Origin of the sequence: Micromonospora carbonacea (assembly GCF_014205165.1) — a bacterium.
GTDB lineage: Bacteria > Actinomycetota > Actinomycetes > Mycobacteriales > Micromonosporaceae > Micromonospora > Micromonospora carbonacea.
Genome location: NZ_JACHMZ010000001.1, coordinates 6,932,935 through 6,948,302 on the forward strand (window position 1 = coordinate 6,932,935; position 15,368 = coordinate 6,948,302).

General features: G+C 73.8%; 13 protein-coding genes. 7 read left to right on the forward strand and 6 right to left on the reverse strand.

The genetic code is table 11. The annotated features are described in order from the left end of the window. Positions 1 to 53: 53 nt before the first annotated feature. Complete coding sequence (locus tag HDA31_RS29130; RefSeq protein WP_178062809.1) at positions 54 to 2,408, forward strand: MinD/ParA family ATP-binding protein; 2,355 nt, start codon at positions 54 to 56, stop codon at positions 2,406 to 2,408. A 93-nt stretch (positions 2,409 to 2,501) separates the two neighbouring features. Here the strand turns inward: HDA31_RS29130 and HDA31_RS29135 are convergent, their stop codons facing one another. Further along, positions 2,502 to 2,930 (reverse strand): DUF3151 domain-containing protein, encoded by a 429-nt coding sequence (locus tag HDA31_RS29135; RefSeq protein ID WP_178062808.1) that lies wholly within the window; start codon positions 2,928 to 2,930, stop codon positions 2,502 to 2,504. 325 nt (positions 2,931 to 3,255) lie between these two features. Between HDA31_RS29135 and HDA31_RS29140 the strand changes: the two genes are divergently transcribed. Continuing rightward, positions 3,256 to 4,470 (forward strand): LOG family protein, encoded by a 1,215-nt coding sequence (locus HDA31_RS29140; protein ID WP_176734912.1) that lies wholly within the window; start codon positions 3,256 to 3,258, stop codon positions 4,468 to 4,470. Positions 4,471 to 4,527: 57 nt separating this feature from the next. Here HDA31_RS29140 and fbaA read toward each other — a convergent pair whose 3' ends face one another. Next, positions 4,528 to 5,550 carry a class II fructose-bisphosphate aldolase gene (gene fbaA, locus HDA31_RS29145; protein ID WP_074475617.1) on the reverse strand — a complete coding sequence of 341 codons (1,023 nt, stop codon included), beginning with the start codon at positions 5,548 to 5,550 and terminating at the stop codon, positions 4,528 to 4,530. A gap of 179 nt (positions 5,551 to 5,729) precedes the next feature. After that, entirely contained in the window at positions 5,730 to 6,113 is a 384-nt protein-coding gene (locus tag HDA31_RS29150; protein WP_178062807.1) for a phage holin family protein, read from the reverse strand. 128 nt (positions 6,114 to 6,241) lie between these two features. Here HDA31_RS29150 and HDA31_RS29155 point away from each other — a divergent pair, with 128 nt between their 5' ends. The 5 genes from HDA31_RS29155 (at position 6,242) to HDA31_RS29175 (ending at position 13,226) form a co-directional block, all read left to right on the forward strand. After that, a complete protein-coding gene (locus tag HDA31_RS29155) occupies positions 6,242 to 6,454 on the forward strand; it encodes a hypothetical protein (protein WP_178062806.1) in 213 nt (70 codons plus the stop codon). A gap of 148 nt (positions 6,455 to 6,602) precedes the next feature. After that, positions 6,603 to 8,132, forward strand: a complete 1,530-nt coding sequence (locus HDA31_RS29160; RefSeq protein WP_178062805.1) for an LPXTG cell wall anchor domain-containing protein — start codon at positions 6,603 to 6,605, stop codon at positions 8,130 to 8,132. Positions 8,133 to 8,237: 105 nt separating this feature from the next. After that, positions 8,238 to 9,734 (forward strand): 3' terminal RNA ribose 2'-O-methyltransferase Hen1, encoded by a 1,497-nt coding sequence (locus HDA31_RS29165; protein ID WP_178062804.1) that lies wholly within the window; start codon positions 8,238 to 8,240, stop codon positions 9,732 to 9,734. Then, positions 9,731 to 12,253: a polynucleotide kinase-phosphatase gene (locus HDA31_RS29170; RefSeq protein ID WP_178062803.1), complete on the forward strand. Its 2,523-nt coding sequence runs from the start codon at positions 9,731 to 9,733 to the stop codon at positions 12,251 to 12,253. Before HDA31_RS29165 ends, HDA31_RS29170 begins: the two co-directional genes overlap by 4 nt. Positions 12,254 to 12,350: 97 nt before the next feature. Then, on the forward strand, positions 12,351 to 13,226 hold the full coding sequence (locus HDA31_RS29175) for a DedA family protein (protein WP_246384253.1): 876 nt from the start codon (positions 12,351 to 12,353) through the stop codon (positions 13,224 to 13,226). Positions 13,227 to 13,408: 182 nt separating this feature from the next. Here HDA31_RS29175 and HDA31_RS29180 read toward each other — a convergent pair whose 3' ends face one another. The 3 genes from HDA31_RS29180 to HDA31_RS29190 form a co-directional block, all read right to left on the reverse strand. Next, entirely contained in the window at positions 13,409 to 13,786 is a 378-nt protein-coding gene (locus tag HDA31_RS29180; protein WP_007073957.1) for an ArsR/SmtB family transcription factor, read from the reverse strand. Positions 13,787 to 13,843: 57 nt separating this feature from the next. Further along, the gene (pyrE, locus tag HDA31_RS29185; RefSeq protein ID WP_178062802.1) at positions 13,844 to 14,383 is read right to left on the reverse strand and encodes an orotate phosphoribosyltransferase; all 540 of its coding nucleotides are present in this window, start codon (positions 14,381 to 14,383) and stop codon (positions 13,844 to 13,846) included. Positions 14,384 to 14,550: 167 nt separating this feature from the next. Next, positions 14,551 to 15,360 carry an SDR family NAD(P)-dependent oxidoreductase gene (locus HDA31_RS29190; protein ID WP_178062801.1) on the reverse strand — a complete coding sequence of 270 codons (810 nt, stop codon included), beginning with the start codon at positions 15,358 to 15,360 and terminating at the stop codon, positions 14,551 to 14,553. Between the last annotated feature and the right edge of the window lie 8 nt (positions 15,361 to 15,368).

Consider the following 15,368-nt stretch of genomic DNA (forward strand, 5'->3'; position numbering starts at 1 on the left):
TGGCGGCTCGGCTCCGGGGCCTATCCTCGGCAGGAGGAATTGGGAGGAACCGCGTGGACGACAACGCCGACCGGGTCCACGTGCCCGGCCAGCAGCCGGTGCCGGAGCGGGACATCGAGCCGCTCTGGCCACCGGAAGCGACCGACCCCGGGCGGGCCGGCTCCGCTCCGGCGTGGGCCACGACAACCGCGGCGGGTCCCGTGCCGTACCGGGAGGAGGCCGAGCCGTCGTTCGTCGCCTCCGACGCCTACCCGTCGCTGGGGGCCACGCCGGGCGCCTACGCGCCGCCCCACCAGGGAGTCGGGTCGCCGGGCGAGGGGCTCGCGGCGACGGGCCCGGAGCAGGGCGGGCCGGGGCCGGACGCCTGGGCCGCTCCCGGCACGGACAGGCCCGATACCTGGGCTGCTCCCGGCACGGACGGGCGCGACGCCTGGGCCGCGCCCGGCACGGGCGGTCATGCGCCGGTGCCGGCGGAGACGGCCTGGGCACCGCCCGCCGTGGGCGGGGTGCCGGCTCCCCGGGCGGGGCAACCGACGCCCGGTCCGGTCGACCTGCACCTGCCCTTCACCCTGGACCCGCAGGCAGCGCCGGGCCCGCTCCCGGGCGACTTCGACGGGTCGCCGGGCGACGCCGCGCTGTCGGAGCAGCCCACGGCCGCCGCGGGTCCTCCCGCCACCGACGGGACGACGGCCGCCGGGCCGGTCCCGGTGGCACCGGGCGTGACGGCGGTCGGGCCGATGGCGGCACCGGGCGTGCCGGCAGCCGGGGCCCCCGCCACGAACAGCAACGGTGCGGCCGGCGGCGCGGAGGGGCCGGGCGGGGGGCGGGTGGCCGAGTCACCGTGGGCGCTGCCGCCGCAGCGGCCCGCACCGTCGCGGGCGACCGGGGCGGAGGCACGCCCGGCACCGCCGCAGCCGACCGAAACCGCGGCCCGTCCCGCACCGCCGGGGCCTGCCGACGGGGTGCCGCGCCCGGTCGAGGCGGTGCCGCCGCAGCCGGCCGACGGGATGCCGCGCCCGGTCGAGGCAGCGCCGCCGCAGCCGCCCGGACCGTTCCCGCCGGTGATGAACCCGCCCGGGCCGTTGGCCCCCAGCCCGTACCCGCCGGCCGTCGCCGGGCCGGTCGAGCCGTACGCGGAGGGCTATCCGGCCACGGCCGGCGAGGCGTCGGCGGGGTGGGGTCCCGGGCCGCAGCAGCCGCCGCCCGGCCCGGTCCGACCCGACGCGGCCCCGCCCGCCCCGAGGCAGCCCGGCCAGGGGCACCCCGACCAGGCCCACCCGGTTGCGGGGCAACCCGGGATCGGGCAGCCGGCCACGACGGGGTGGTACCCGCCGGGCTGGCCGCCGCAGCCGACGCCGCAGCAGCCCACGACGGCCCGGCAGCCGGTGGCACCGGTGCCGCAGCCGCCGTACCGGGAGGCCGACGGGGTGACCCGGGTGCCGCCGGGGTACCCGGAGCCGGCGTGGACGCCGGACACCGGGGTCGCGCCGACCGCCGAGGACTTCGCCCGCCGCCGACAGGTGCGCCCGGCCGACCCGGTGGCCACGATGGGCGTACGGGCGGTGGTGAACAAGACGGGGCTGATCAAGCTCGCGCCGGGGCGGCACGAGCAGGAGATGCGCCGCGACATCGAGATGGTGCGCCGCAACTTCGGTGGGCTGCGCCAGGTGACCGTGGTCAACCCGAAGGGCGGCGCGGGCAAGACCGTGGCCATCCTGCTGCTCGCCATGACCTTCGGCCAGAAGCGCGGCGGGTACGTGCTGGCCTGGGACAACAACGAGACCCAGGGCACCCTGGGGATGCGCGCCCAGCAGGACTTCCACTCCCGCACGGTGCGCGACATGCTGCGTGATCTCGGCCAGTTCCAGGGCGCGCACGGGCGGGTCGGCGACCTGTCGCAGTACGTCCGCTCGCAGGGCGAGGGCATGTTCGACGTGCTCGCCTCGGACGAGTCGGCCACCGGCGGGGAGATGCTCACCGCGTCGGCGTTCGCCGAGATCCGGGAGGTGGTCAGCCGGTTCTACAAGCTGATCTTCGTGGACACCGGCAACAACGTCCGGGCGCAGAACTGGCAGGCCGCGATGGATGCCACCGACCAGCTCGTGGTGACCATGTCGGCCCGTAACGACTCGGCGGAGACGGCCGCCCGGATGCTCGACCACCTGGAGCAGAGCGGCCGGCACCGGCTGGTCCGGCAGGCGGTGACGGTGGTGTCCATGCCGCCGTCACGCAAGGAGATCGACCTGCCCGCCATCCAGGAGCACTTCGCGGCCCGGACCCGGGCGGTGCTGCTCGCCCCGTACGAGCGGTTGATCGACACCGGGGAGCCGATCCGGTACGGGCAGCTCTCGTCGGCCACCCGCGACGCCTGGCTGAAGATCGCCGCATCGGTGGCCGAGGGCCTCTGACCGGCACCCGGCTCCGACCGGCGCGGGGCCCTGGCCAGCGCGGCGGCCGGTCCGACGGGTGCCGGACCGGCCGCCGCACCTGCTCGGGAGAGGTCAGGCGCTGGCCAGGGCGTCCCCGGCGGCCGGGTCGCAGTCGCGCAGGAACTGGGCGCAGCGCGCGGCCTCGTCCGCCTCGCCGATCTCGCCGGCGGCCCGGGAGAGCACGTAGAGGCAGCGCAGGAAGCCCCGGTTCGGCGTGTGCGACCAGGGCACCGGGCCGTGGCCCTTCCAGCCGCTGCGGCGCAGCTGGTCGAGGCCCCGGTGGTATCCGGTCCGGGCGTAGGCGTACGCGGGGACGACCTGGCCGTCGGCCAGGGCCCGGCTCGCGAGCGCACCCCAGCCCGCACTGTAGGTCGGGAAGCGGGCCGCGACCTCGGCGTACGCCTCGTCGGTGCCGGCCTCCTTGGCGGCGGCCAAGGCGGTGTCGGCCTCGTCGTGGGCCGGCAGGAGGGTGGCCGGCGGCTCAGGCAACAGGTTCTGCATCGTCCCATTCAACCCGCTTCGCTCTGCGCCGCGCGAGGGGGTCCGCAGACCCGGCCACCTGAACGGTTGAGGCTTTCGTCACGCCTGTGGTCGTGGTGCCGACCCTGCGGTCCACGATGGCCGGACCTGCGGCCCGCCCCGGCCGGACCTGCGGTTCCCGGGGCCGGACCTGCGGCCCATGCCGGCGGATGGTGTTTTCCACTACAACTATTGGTCCGGAGCCTCCCCAGGACCCGGTTGGAGCAGGAGCCCGGTGGCGAGGCCACCGGGCTCCTGTGCGTACGCGATGGTTTGCGGGGTTGACCGGGGCGGGCAGGATGGCGTCGTGCCGACCCCACCTCCCGCGGACGTCATCTCCCCGCACGACACCAGCGCCACCGAGATCGAGACCCGCAGCGCGTTCGAACAGCGGCTGGCCGGCGGAAGCCTGGCCGGGCTCACCGTGCAGGGCCTGCGCCTCGACGTGGACCCGATCCCCGACCTGAGCGGGACGGAGGTGACGGGCACCCTCTTCGTCGGCTGCCGGTTCGCCTCCCGCGAGGTGGGCGCGGACCTGGTCCGGCGCGGCGCGAACGTGGTGCCGCCCTTCTCCGGGCTGCCGTACCCGACCCAGCCCTCGCACCTCTACACCCCCGAGGACCTGGCCGCCGGGTTCGCCGAGGGCGGCTTCGCCGGCATGTACGACACCCGGGTGTACGAGCACTTCCGGGCGCACGGCGGGGCGCTGCCGGACGTCAGGGAGGCGCTCGGTCAGCGGCTGCACGATCACGGCGTGGACAACGCGCTGGTCGACGCCACCCGCGCCTGGCTGGCCACGCACGGGCCGCAGTCCGTGGTGGGCGTGATGGGCGGGCACGCGGTGCGCCGGGGCAGCGTGCCGTACCGGATGGCGGCGGTGCTGGGCTGGGAGCTGGCGCGGGCCGACCGGCTGGTGGTGACCGGCGGCGGGCCGGGCGTGATGGAGGCGGCCAACCTGGGCGCGTACCTGTCGACCCGCCCGGCCGGGGAGCTGACGGCGGCGATCGACCTGCTTGCGACCGCGCCGGACTTCACCGACCACGACCGGTACACGTCCGCCGCCCTGGAGGTCCGGGTGCGGTACGCCCCGGCGGTGCCCCGGCAGCGCGACCCGGACCTCAACCTGGACCTGGGCTGGGCGCGGGCCGGCGGGCTGGCCATCCCCACCTGGCTGTACGGGCACGAGCCGGCGAACCTGTTCGCGGGGCGGATCGCGAAGTACTTCTCGAACGCCATCCGGGAGGACACGATCCTGCGGCTGGCCCGGGGCGGGATCGTCTTCGCGCCGGGCCGGGCCGGCACGGTGCAGGAGGTGTTCCAGGCGGCGACGAAGACGTACTACGGCACGGACGGGGCGAGCGGCGCGTACGTCTTCCTCGACCGGGCGTACTGGACGACGGAGCTGCCGGTGGAGTCGCTGCTGCGCCCGCTGCTGGCCGCCTCGCCGTTCGGCGACCTGTCGGGAACGGTGCACCTCACCGACGACGTGCGCGAGGCGGTCCGCGTCCTGACGGCGGGCTAGGCGCAAGGAAGGGCCCCTTGTTATCGCCAAAGCGATAACAAGGGGCCCTTCCTTGCATTACTTGAGCTTGGTGCCGGTGGAGCGCAGGTGCTCGCAGGCCTCGACGACGCGGGCGGCGAGCCCGGCCTCGGCGAGCTTGCCCCAGGTGCGCGGGTCGTACTGCTTCTTGTTGCCGACCTCGCCGTCGATCTTCAGCACGCCGTCGTAGTTGCGGAACATGTGGTCGGCGACGGGCCGGGTGAAGGCGTACTGGGTGTCGGTGTCGATGTTCATCTTCACCACGCCGTAGTCCAGCGCCTCGCGGATCTCGGACAGCAGCGAGCCGGAGCCGCCGTGGAAGACCAGGCTGAGCGGCTTCTCCCTGCCGTACTTGGCGGCGACGGCCTCCTGGATGTTGTTCAGGATCTCCGGGCGGAGCTTCACGTTGCCCGGCTTGTAGACGCCGTGCACGTTGCCGAAGGTCAGCGCCGCCATGTAGCGGCCCTTCTCGCCCAGGCCGAGCGCCTCGACCATGGCCAGGCCGTCCTCGACGGTGGTGTAGAGCTTGTCGTTGATGGCGTTCTCGACGCCGTCCTCCTCGCCACCGACGACGCCGACCTCGATCTCCAGGACGATCTTGGCCTCGGCGGCCCGGTCGAGCAGCTCGGCGGCGATCTCCAGGTTCTCCGCCACGGGCACGGCCGAGCCGTCCCACATGTGCGACTGGAACAGCGGCTCCTGGCCGGCGGCGACCCGCTCCTTGGAGACCTGCATCAGGGGCCGGACGAACTTGTCCAGCTTGTCCTTCGGGCAGTGGTCGGTGTGCAGCGCGACGTTGACCGGGTACTTCTTGGCGACCTCGTGCGCGTACGCGGCGAACGCCACCGCGCCGGTGACCATGTCCTTCACGGACGGACCGGAGAGGTACTCCGCGCCGCCGGTGGAGACCTGGATGATGCCGTCGCTCTCCGCGTCGGCGAAGCCCTTGAGCGCCGCGTTCAGCGTCTGCGAGGACGTCACGTTGATCGCGGGGTACGCGTACCGGCCCGCCTTGGCGCGGTCCAGCATCTCCGCGTAGACCTCGGGGGAAGCGATGGGCATGTCGAACGCTCCTTACTTACCGCTGTCGGCCGTGACCGGCCGCTGTCTTCCGTGGGTGCGCCGGACCGCGCTGTCCTCCGCCGGCAGTATCCCGCAGGAGGTGTCCACCGGCGAAACCGACCCATGGCCGACCCGCCCCGTGGACCGCCCACAAGCCCCGGTGGCAACCGGTCGGAGCCTCACCGGTCCGCGAGGCTGTCCGGCACGGCGACGCTGATCAGCCACGTCACCACCGCCATCACGATGGCCCCCCAGAAGGCGGGCCAGAAACCCTCCACCCGGAACGGCAGGTCCAGGTGGCGGGCGATCCAGTCGGTCAGCAGGAACAGCAGCGCGTTGACCACCAGCGCGAACAGCCCCAGGGTCAGCAGGTAGAAGACGCAGCCCACCACCTTGATCGCCGGCTTGAGTACGGCGTTGACCACGCCGAAGATCAACGCCACCGCCACCAGGGTCAGCACGGTGTTGCCACCGGTGCGGCCACCCACGTCGACGCCGGGCACGATCAACGTGGTGATCCACAACGCGATCGCGGTGATCGCCAGCCGGATCAGGAAGCCCACGGCACCATCCTGGCACCGCCGGCCCGGTCCGGAGGGGGGAATCCACCGACTCGGCCACCCGCCGCCGAGCGGCAACCCCGGCCAGCCCGTACCGTGTGGGTAGCTTTCCGCCGATTCAGGGAGGGACGATGGGTCAGCCCGACGAGGACTTCACCCCGAGCGACCACCTCGCGCCGGAGGAGCGGGACCCGGAGGCCCCGGCGGCCGACGCCGTGGAGCAGGCCACCTCCACCGACCCGGCCGACGGCGAGGGCGAGCCGAGCCGGGGCCTGGAGGTCGGCGACTGGGACGCCATGGAGCAGGCCCGCGTGGTCGCCGGCGACGAGGACGACTACCGCTGAGCCGGGTCACGGGTTCGGAACGTTGCGACTGACCCGGCCAACCGTTCCGCCCATTCGGCCGGAGATCCACGGAAGGGGTTGACCAGCCGCCTTGAAGGGTCTCTAAGCTCCACGGGCTCCACCTGTTTCCCACGGGGAGGAACCCTTCATGCTCAGGTCCCCGATCCGGCGTTGCCTGGCCGGGCTCGGCGTCGCAGGCGTGCTCGTCGTCGCCTCCGCCACCCCCGCCCTCGCCGCGCCCACGGCCAACCTCGATCTCTACGTCCAGGACGCCACCGTGGCCCCGGACTCGCCCGGCACGTCCCGCGGCCTGAGCATCTACACCGACCGCTCGACCGTGCTGCCCGATGTCACGGTGCGGTACGACTACCGCTCCCTGGCCGGCAGGGTCACCCTGACCGGTGGCGGGGGGAACGCGGAGTGCGCCGCGCCGGAGCCGGGCGTCCTGGTCTGCGCGGAGGAATCCGACATCCCGGTCGACGAGATCTACGGCGGGGGGACCCAGCCGGTGCGCATCGTCGTCACCGACAAGGCGGAGCCCGGCGACGCCGGCGACCTGAAGGTCAGCCTCCAGGTGGCCGGCAAGGATCGGGGCAGCTACACGTCCGGGCTCCGGGTCGGCGAGGGCGTCGACCTGGCCGGCGGGCCGGACAGCACGCTGGCCGCCAAGCCGGGTGGGAAGTTCGAGGCACCGCTGACCGTGGTCAACGTCGGCACGAAGGCCGTCGAGGGCGTCGTCGCAGTCTTCGACCTCGACCACTCGATCCGGACCAGGGACCGGTTCAGCAACTGCCTCTACGCCGAGGACCACCTGATCGCCTGTCAGTTCGACGAGGAGATCCCGGCGGGCGAGGGACGCACCACCACGCTCGACTTCCACCTCGGCACGGACACCTACGCGCCGAGCAACCAGTACGGCAACGCCGTGTTCATGACGAACGGGGACTTCGAGGACCTGTTCGGCCAGCGCGAGGACGCCGGCGCCCTGGCGACCACGCGCGGCGGCGGGCCGAAGCTGACCCTGGCCGACGCACCGACGAAGACGGCGCGGGCCGCCCAGACCGACACCGAACCGGGCAACAACTACACCTCGTGGAGCATCAGGGTCTCCGGCACGAACGGCACCGACCTCCAGGCGATCGGCGACACGGTGAAGGGCGAGGCCGGCGCGGTCGTCACCGCCACCGTCGGCTTCCGGAACAACGGTCCGGCGACCCTCGACAGGGTGAACAACGACCACGAGGCCGCCACCCACACGGGTGTCGAGCTGCCGCCGGGCACCACCGCCGTCGGGTTCCCCGACAACTGCTGGTTGCGATACGGCAGCACCCGCACGTACCTGTGCAGCTCGGACATGCTCCTGGTGGTCGGCGAGACCTACACCCTGGAGTTCCGACTGCGCATCGACAAGGTCGTCCCGGACGCCCGCGGCGTCGTGCAGGTCAACGCAGAGTGCGAGTGCCCCGCCGGCGGCAGCTTCCAGGACGACATCAAGCCGGCCAACGACAAGGCCTGGCTCGTGGTCAACGCGGCCGGCAGCGGCGGCGGGGGTGGCGGCTCGCTGCCGATCACCGGCTCCGCCACCGGCCTGATCGCCGGCATCGGCGGCCTGCTGCTCGTGGCCGGCATCGGCGGCTACCTGGTGGCCCGACGCCGCCGCACCCACTTCGTCGCCTGACAGGGACGGCCAGCACCAAGAAGGGTTTCCGGGGAGCCCCACCGCAACCCCGCACCAGACGAAAAGCGGACGACGCAAGATCGAGCCCCCTGACACCATGGGGCCGTGCTGCTCACCCTCACCACGACGCACCGCCCCGCCACCGACCTCGGCTACCTGCTCGTCAAGCATCCGGACCGGATGCACTCCTTCGAGCTGCCCGTCGGCGCGGCGCACGTGCTCTACCCGGAGGCCGACGAGCAGCGTTGCACGGCCGCCCTGATCGTCGACGTCGACCCGCTGCGGCTGGCCGGCGGGCACGGCCGGGGCCGCCGGCAGGCGGCCACCCCGGACACCTTCACCCTCGGCCAGTACGTCAACGACCGGCCGTACGCCGCGTCGAGCCTGCTGGCCTCGGCGCTGGCCAAGGTGTTCCGCTCGGCCCTGCGCGGCGAGTCCCGGGACCGGCCGGAGCTGGCCGCCGCGCCGATCCCGCTCCAGGTGCGGGTCCCCGTGCTGCGCTGCCGGGGCGGCGGTGACCTGGCGGCCCGGGTGTTCGCCCCGCTGGGCTGGGCCGTGACGGCCGCCCCGATCCCGCTCGACGAGACGCACCCGCAGTGGGGCGACAGCCGGTACGTCGACCTGACGCTCACCGGCACGCTGCGGCTCGCCGACGCCCTCAACCACCTGTACGTGCTGCTGCCGGTCCTCGACGACGCGAAGCACTACTGGGTCGCCCCGGACGAGATCGACAAGCTGCTCCGGGCGGGGGCCGGCTGGCTCGCCGGCCACCCGGAGCGGGCCACCATCACCCGCCGCTACCTGGCCCACCGCCGCGCCCTGGCGGGGGAGGCGATGGCCCGTCTCGCCGAGCAGCGGCTGGCCGACGAGCCGCCGGTCGACAGCGTGGCCGAGGAGGAGCGCGCGGAGGTCCCGCGCCGGCCGGCGCTGGCGCTGCGTCGCCGGGAGGCGGTGCTCGGCGCGCTCGCGGCCAGCGGGGCGACCCGGGTGCTGGACCTCGGCTGCGGTCCCGGCGCGCTGCTGTCGGCCCTGGTGGGCGACCGACGGTTCACGGAGGTCGTCGGCACCGACGTGTCCGCCCACGCGCTGACGCTGGCGGCCCGCCGGCTGCGGCTGGACCGGCTGCCGGAGCGGCAGCGGGACCGGATCCGGCTGTGGCAGTCCGCCCTGACCTACCGGGACGACCGGCTGCGCGGTTACGACGCGGCGGTCCTGATGGAGGTGATCGAGCACGTCGACCCGCCGCGCCTGCCGGCGCTGGAGGACGCCGTGTTCGGCCACGCCCGGCCGGCGACGGTCGTGGTGACCACGCCGAACGTCGAGCACAACGTCCGCTACGAGGGGCTGGGCGTGGGCCGGTTCCGGCACGCCGACCACCGTTTCGAGTGGACCCGGGCCGAGTTCGCGGCCTGGGTGGACCGGGTCGCGGCGACGTACGGCTACACGGCGGAGGTCCGGGGCGTCGGCGACGACGACCCGGAGGTGGGCCCGCCCACCCAGCTCGCCGTGTTCCGCACCGCCGGGACGACGACCGCCGGGCCGGGGACGAACACCGGACCGGGGACGACCGCCGAGCCGACGACGAGGGAGGCCGCCCGATGATCGAGATTCCCGAGCTGGCCCTGGTGGCGCTGGTCGGCGTCTCCGGCTCCGGCAAGTCCACCTTCGCCCGGCGGCACTTCGCGCCGAGCCAGGTGCTCTCCTCCGACGCGTTCCGGGGCATGGTCGCCGACGACGAGAACGACCAGTCGGCCTCCGCCGACGCGTTCGACGCCCTGCACCACGTGGCGGGGATCCGGCTGCGGCGGGGCCTGCTCACCGTCGTGGACGCCACCAACCTCCAGCCGCACGCCCGCGCCGGGCTGGTGCGGGTGGCCCGGGAGCACGACGTGCTGCCGGTGGCGATCGTGCTGGACGTGCCGGAGGCGGTGGCGTGGGAGCGCACGCAGGGGCGGGCCGACCGCACCCACGGCCGGCAGGTGCTGACCCGGATGCAGCGGGACCTGCGGCAGTCGTACGGGCGGCTGGCCCGGGAGGGCTTCCGGAAGGTGCACGTGCTGCGCGGCGTCGACGAGATCGACGCGGCGCGGATCCGCTACGCGAAGCTGTTCAACGACCGGCGGGAGCTGACCGGCCCGTTCGACGTCGTCGGCGACGTCCACGGCTGCCGCGAGGAGCTGGAGGCGCTGCTGCTCCGGCTGGGCTGGGTGCTGCGCCGCGACGACGCGGGCCGCCCGGTGGACGCGGCGCACCCGGCCGGGCGTACCGCGGTCTTCGTGGGTGACCTGGTGGACCGCGGCCCGGACTCCCCCGGGGTGCTCCGCCTGGTGATGGGCATGGTGGCGGCCGGCCACGCGATCTGCGTGCCGGGCAACCACGAGCAGAAGCTGCTGCGCCGGCTGCGCGGCCGGGACGTGCGGCTCACGCACGGCCTGGCCGAGACGATGGCCCAGCTCGACGCGGAGGACCCGGCGTTCGTGGCCGAGGTCGCGACGTTCGTCGACGGCCTGGTCAGCCACTTCGTGCTCGACGGCGGCCGGCTGGTGGTCGCGCACGCCGGGCTCAAGGAGGAATACCACGGCCGCGCGTCGGGCCGGGTCCGGTCGTTCGCGCTGTACGGGGAGACCACGGGCGAGACCGACGAGTACGGCCTGCCGGTGCGCTACCCGTGGGCGCGCGACTACCGGGGCTCGGCCATGGTCGTGTACGGGCACACGCCCACCCCGACGCCGGAGTGGGTGAACAACACGATCTGCGTCGACACCGGCTGCGTGTTCGGCGGAAAGCTGACGGCGCTGCGGTACCCGGAGAAGGAGCTGGTCTCCGTCCCGGCGGTCAAGGAGTGGTACGCCCCGGTCCGCCCGCTGGTCGCGCCCGCCCCGGCCCGCCCCGACGCGGTGCTGGACCTGCGCGACGTGACCGGGCGGCGGCACGTCGAGCACGCGTACGGGACGCTGACCGTGCCGGCGGAGAACGCCGCCGCCGCGCTGGAGGTGATGAGCCGCTTCGCCGTGGACCCGCGCTGGCTGACCTGGCTGCCGCCGACGATGGCGCCCTGCTCGACGGCGACGGCCGACGGGTTCCTGGAGCACCCGGCGCAGGCGTTCGCCGACTACCGGGCGGCCGGCGTCGACCGGGTGGTGTGCGAGGAGAAGCACATGGGCTCGCGGGCCGTGGTGCTGGTCTGCCGCGACCCGGACGGCGGCCCGTTCGGGCCGGGCGGCGGGGTGGTGCACACCCGCACGGGCCGGCCGTTCTTCGGCCCGCCGCTGGACGGCGAGCTGCTCGGCCGGGTCCGGGCGGCGGTCGGCGCGGCGGGGCTCTGGGCGGAGCTGGACACCGACTGGCTGCTGCTCGACTGCGAGCTGCTGCCCTGGTCGGCGAAGGCGGGCGGGCTGATCCGCGAGCAGTACGCGAGCGTGGGCGCGGCGGGTCGCGCGGCCCTGCCGGCGGTGCTGGCCACCCTGGACGCGGCGGCCGGGCGGGGGCTGCCGGTGGGCGACCTGCGGGCGCGGATGGCGGCGCGCCGGGCCGACGTCGAGGCGTACTCGGCGGCGTACCGGGCGTACGTGGGGCCGACGGACGGGCTGGCCGGGGTGACCCTCGCCCCGTTCGCGGTGCTCGCCTCGGCCGGGGCGAGCCACGTCGAGCGGGACCACGGCTGGCACCTGGACCTGGCCGACCGGTTGTGCGCGGCCGACCCGGAGCTGTTCACCGGCACCCGACGGCGGTTCGTCGACCTGGCCGACGCCGCGGCCGAGGCGGACGCGACCGACTGGTGGCTGGCGCTGACCGCCGCCGGCGGGGAGGGCATGGTCGTCAAGCCGTACGCGGGGCCGGCCGCCCGGTCGCCGAAGGGGTCGCTGCTCCAGCCGGGCATCAAGTGCCGGGGCCGGGAGTACCTGCGGATCATCTACGGCCCCGGTTACACCGAGCCGGAGCAGTTGGCCGCGCTGCGCCGCCGGTCGCTGGGGCGCAAGCGGGGGCTGGCCCTGCGCGAGCACGCGCTCGGCCTGGCGGCCCTGGCCGCGCTGGCGGACGGCGCTCCGTTGTGGCGTCGTCACGAGCTGGTCTTCGCCGTCCTGGCCTGCGAGTCGGAGCCGGTCGACCCCCGGCTGTGAGGCGGGACCGGGGCGGTCGGCCCGCGGCGACGCGGGCGGCGGCCGTCCCGGTCCGGGGCGGCGGGGGACGCGGCCGGTTCCGGGTTCGGTACCCTGTGTGGCCGTGGACACAGCAGAGAAGGCACGGGCGGTCTCCGAGACCGTCGCCCTGAACCCGCTCGATCCGAAGGATCTCCTCCAGACCTTCGGGCTGATCGGCGTCTGGGTGATCCTGTTCGCCGAGACCGGGCTGCTCGTCGGCTTCTTCTTCCCCGGCGACTCGCTGCTGTTCCTGGCCGGCGTCGCCGCCTCGCCGGTGGCGGACGCGATCTTCGGCGACGGCACCCGGCTCTCCCTGGTCGGGCTGCTGATCGGGGGTCCGATCTGCGCGATCGTCGGTGCCCAGCTCGGGCACTGGCTCGGCGCGCGGTACGGCCGGCGCATGTTCGAGCGCCCCAACTCGCGGCTGTTCAAGCGGGAGTACGTGGAGAAGGCCGAGCACTACTTCCGGAAGTTCGGCCCGGCCAAGGCCGTGGTGCTGGCCCGGTTCATCCCGATCGTCCGCACGTTCCTCAACCCGGTGGCCGGGGTGCTCGGCATGCCGGCGAAGCAGTTCTTCCTGTGGAACGTCGTCGGGGCGATCCTGTGGGTGGACGGCATCCTGCTGATCGGCTACCTGCTCGCCGAGCAGATCTACAACGCGATCGGCGACAAGATCGACCGGTACATCCTGCCGGTGGTAGCGCTGATCATCCTGATCTCGGTGCTGCCGATCTTCTTCGAGTTCCTCCGCGACCGGCGGGCCCGTAAGCGGGGCGAGGTCATGACGGTGATCGCCGCCGCCAGCGCGGCCGGTGCCGTGGAGGCCGTCCGGGACGCGGTCGAGCACCACCACGACCACCACGCCCAGACCCCGCACGGCGGCGAGCAGGGGCAGCAGCCGCCGCAGCAACAGGGCGGCGGTCGGTGGCCGGAGCACGGCGAGGGTCGCTGAGGAAGAAGGCGTGCGTCGATGGCCGGCCCCGTCGAGACGGGACCGGCCATCGGTTCAAGCCGCAATGAAGAAACGAGGCGACTGCCGGTCACCCGGGCAGCCGGCACCGTCCGATGGTGACGCCACCCCTGGCACGCCACCAGATGCCGTCCTGAGGCGGGACGGCCGGAACGGAAACCTCGTCAGCGGGCCTTCTTGGTGGCCCGCTTACGCGGCGGGGTCAGCAGATCCGCGATCGTGGCGATCGCGGTCGGCACCAACCGGTAGTACGCCCAGACCCCGCGCTTCTCCCGCTCCAGCAAGCCGGCCTCGGTGAGGATACGCAGGTGGTGGCTGACCGTCGGCTGGGAGAGGCCGAGCGGCGCGGTCAGGTCGCACACGCACGCTTCGCCCTCGGGGGCCGACTGGATCAGGCTGAGCAGCCGCAGCCGGGCGGGGTCGGCAAGGGCCTTGAGGACCCCCGCCAGCCGCTCGGCGTCGGCGCGTTCGATCGGCTCGCCGGCAAGCGGCGAGATCTGAGGCATGGTCATTTCAGCCAACGCAGTTCCCACGTATTCCATCCTTCCACCAGCAGCATCGATCCGCCTGCATATCAGCAGATCCGAATCGGCAAACTTTTAGGCCACAAGGCCGAGGTCAGCCAACGTATAGGCCGCCCGATACGGCAGTCCGGCGGCTTCCACCGCGTCGCCGGCGCCACGATCAACAATAACCGCCACACCCACTACATCGGCTCCGGCCTCGCGCAGCGCCTCAACTGCGGTCAGCACGCTGCCACCCGTCGTCGACGTGTCCTCGACCGCCAGTACCCGTCGTCCGGCCACGTCCGGCCCCTCGATGCGGCGTTGCAGACCGTGGGCCTTACCCGCCTTACGGACGACGAACGCATCGAGCGACCGGTTGGTCGCCGACGCGGCGTGCAACATGGAGAGGGCCACCGGATCGGCGCCCAGGGTCAGGCCACCGACGGCGTCGTACTCCCAGTCGGCGGTCAGGTCGAGCAGCACCCGACCGACCAACGGAGCGGCCTGGTGATGGAGCGTGACACGTCGCAGATCGACGTACCAGTCCGCCTCCCGACCGGAGGAGAGCACCACTCGCCCGTGGACCACAGCCAGGTCGATGATGAATTTACGCAGGTCGTCGTGGTCCCCCATGGCGATAGAGGGTACTGCGCAAGTCTGGGAGGTGTGTGTGGGGTCCACCCCGGTCAGCCCCACGGGCGACCGATGGTTGGCGATATTCCGCTACTCTGTGCGATCGATTTGCCGGGCCGGGTCGGCCGGGCCGCCGCCGAGCCGGCCTGCCGGCGCTGCGCCGCAGGTCAGCCGGGGTGGCGGTCGTCGCGGCCCCGGGTGTCCCGAGCGAACCGGCGCAGCAGCCCGCGTGGGGCGTGCCGCACCGCCGCGACGGCCAGCTTGTAACGCCGTGACGGGACGCTGACCGAGCGCCCTTTCCGCAGGTCACGCAGGGCTTCGTCGACGACCTGCTCGGCGCGCAGCCACATCAGGCGGGGCGTGCCGGACATGTCGATCCCGATCCGCTCGTGCGCGCCGGTGCGGGTGTAACCAGGGCAGAGGGCCATCACGCGTACGCCGCGCGGGCGGGTGGTGAGGTCGATGGATTCGCTGAAGGCCGTCACCCACGCCTTGCTCGCCGGATACGTCGATCCCGGCATCACGGGGCCGAAGCCGGCGACCGAAGAGACATTTATCACTGCCCCGTCACCCCGTCGGATCATCGGGCCGATCGCCGCGCGGGTCAGCCGCAGCACCGCGTGCACGTTGAGCCCCAGCAGGCGGGACTCGTCGTCCGGCGAGGACCGCAGGAACGGCTGGTTGAGGCTGATCCCGGCGTTGTTGACGAGCAGGTCGACCTGCCCGTCGCCGGTCAGCCGCCGTTCCACTTCGGCGCAGCCGTCGGCGGTGGACAGGTCCGCCGGGATCACCTCGACGGGGTGGCCGTACCGGCCCGTCAGCTCGGCGGCCTTCTCCGCGAGCCGGGCGGCGTCGCGTGCCACCAGCACCAAGGCCCAGCCGTCGGCGGCGAGCCGGCGGGCGAACTCCGCGCCGATGCCGGCCGTCGCGCCGGTGACCAGCGCCCGGCGCACGGCGGGAACCTGCTCTGACGTCACGGACGATC

Bases quoted from the DNA above. Each gene is read 5' to 3' on its own strand.
- HDA31_RS29160 (WP_178062805.1), top strand. From the start codon at position 6,603: ATGCTCAGGTCCCCGATCCGGCGTTGCCTGGCCGGGCTCGGCGTCGCA.
- HDA31_RS29180 (WP_007073957.1), bottom strand. From the start codon at position 13,786: ATGGAATACGTGGGAACTGCGTTGGCTGAAATGACCATGCCTCAGATC.
- HDA31_RS29135 (WP_178062808.1), bottom strand. From the start codon at position 2,930: ATGCAGAACCTGTTGCCTGAGCCGCCGGCCACCCTCCTGCCGGCCCAC.
- pyrE (WP_178062802.1), bottom strand. From the start codon at position 14,383: ATGGGGGACCACGACGACCTGCGTAAATTCATCATCGACCTGGCTGTG.
- HDA31_RS29170 (WP_178062803.1), top strand. From the start codon at position 9,731: ATGATCGAGATTCCCGAGCTGGCCCTGGTGGCGCTGGTCGGCGTCTCC.
- HDA31_RS29155 (WP_178062806.1), top strand. From the start codon at position 6,242: ATGGGTCAGCCCGACGAGGACTTCACCCCGAGCGACCACCTCGCGCCG.
- fbaA (WP_074475617.1), bottom strand. From the start codon at position 5,550: ATGCCCATCGCTTCCCCCGAGGTCTACGCGGAGATGCTGGACCGCGCC.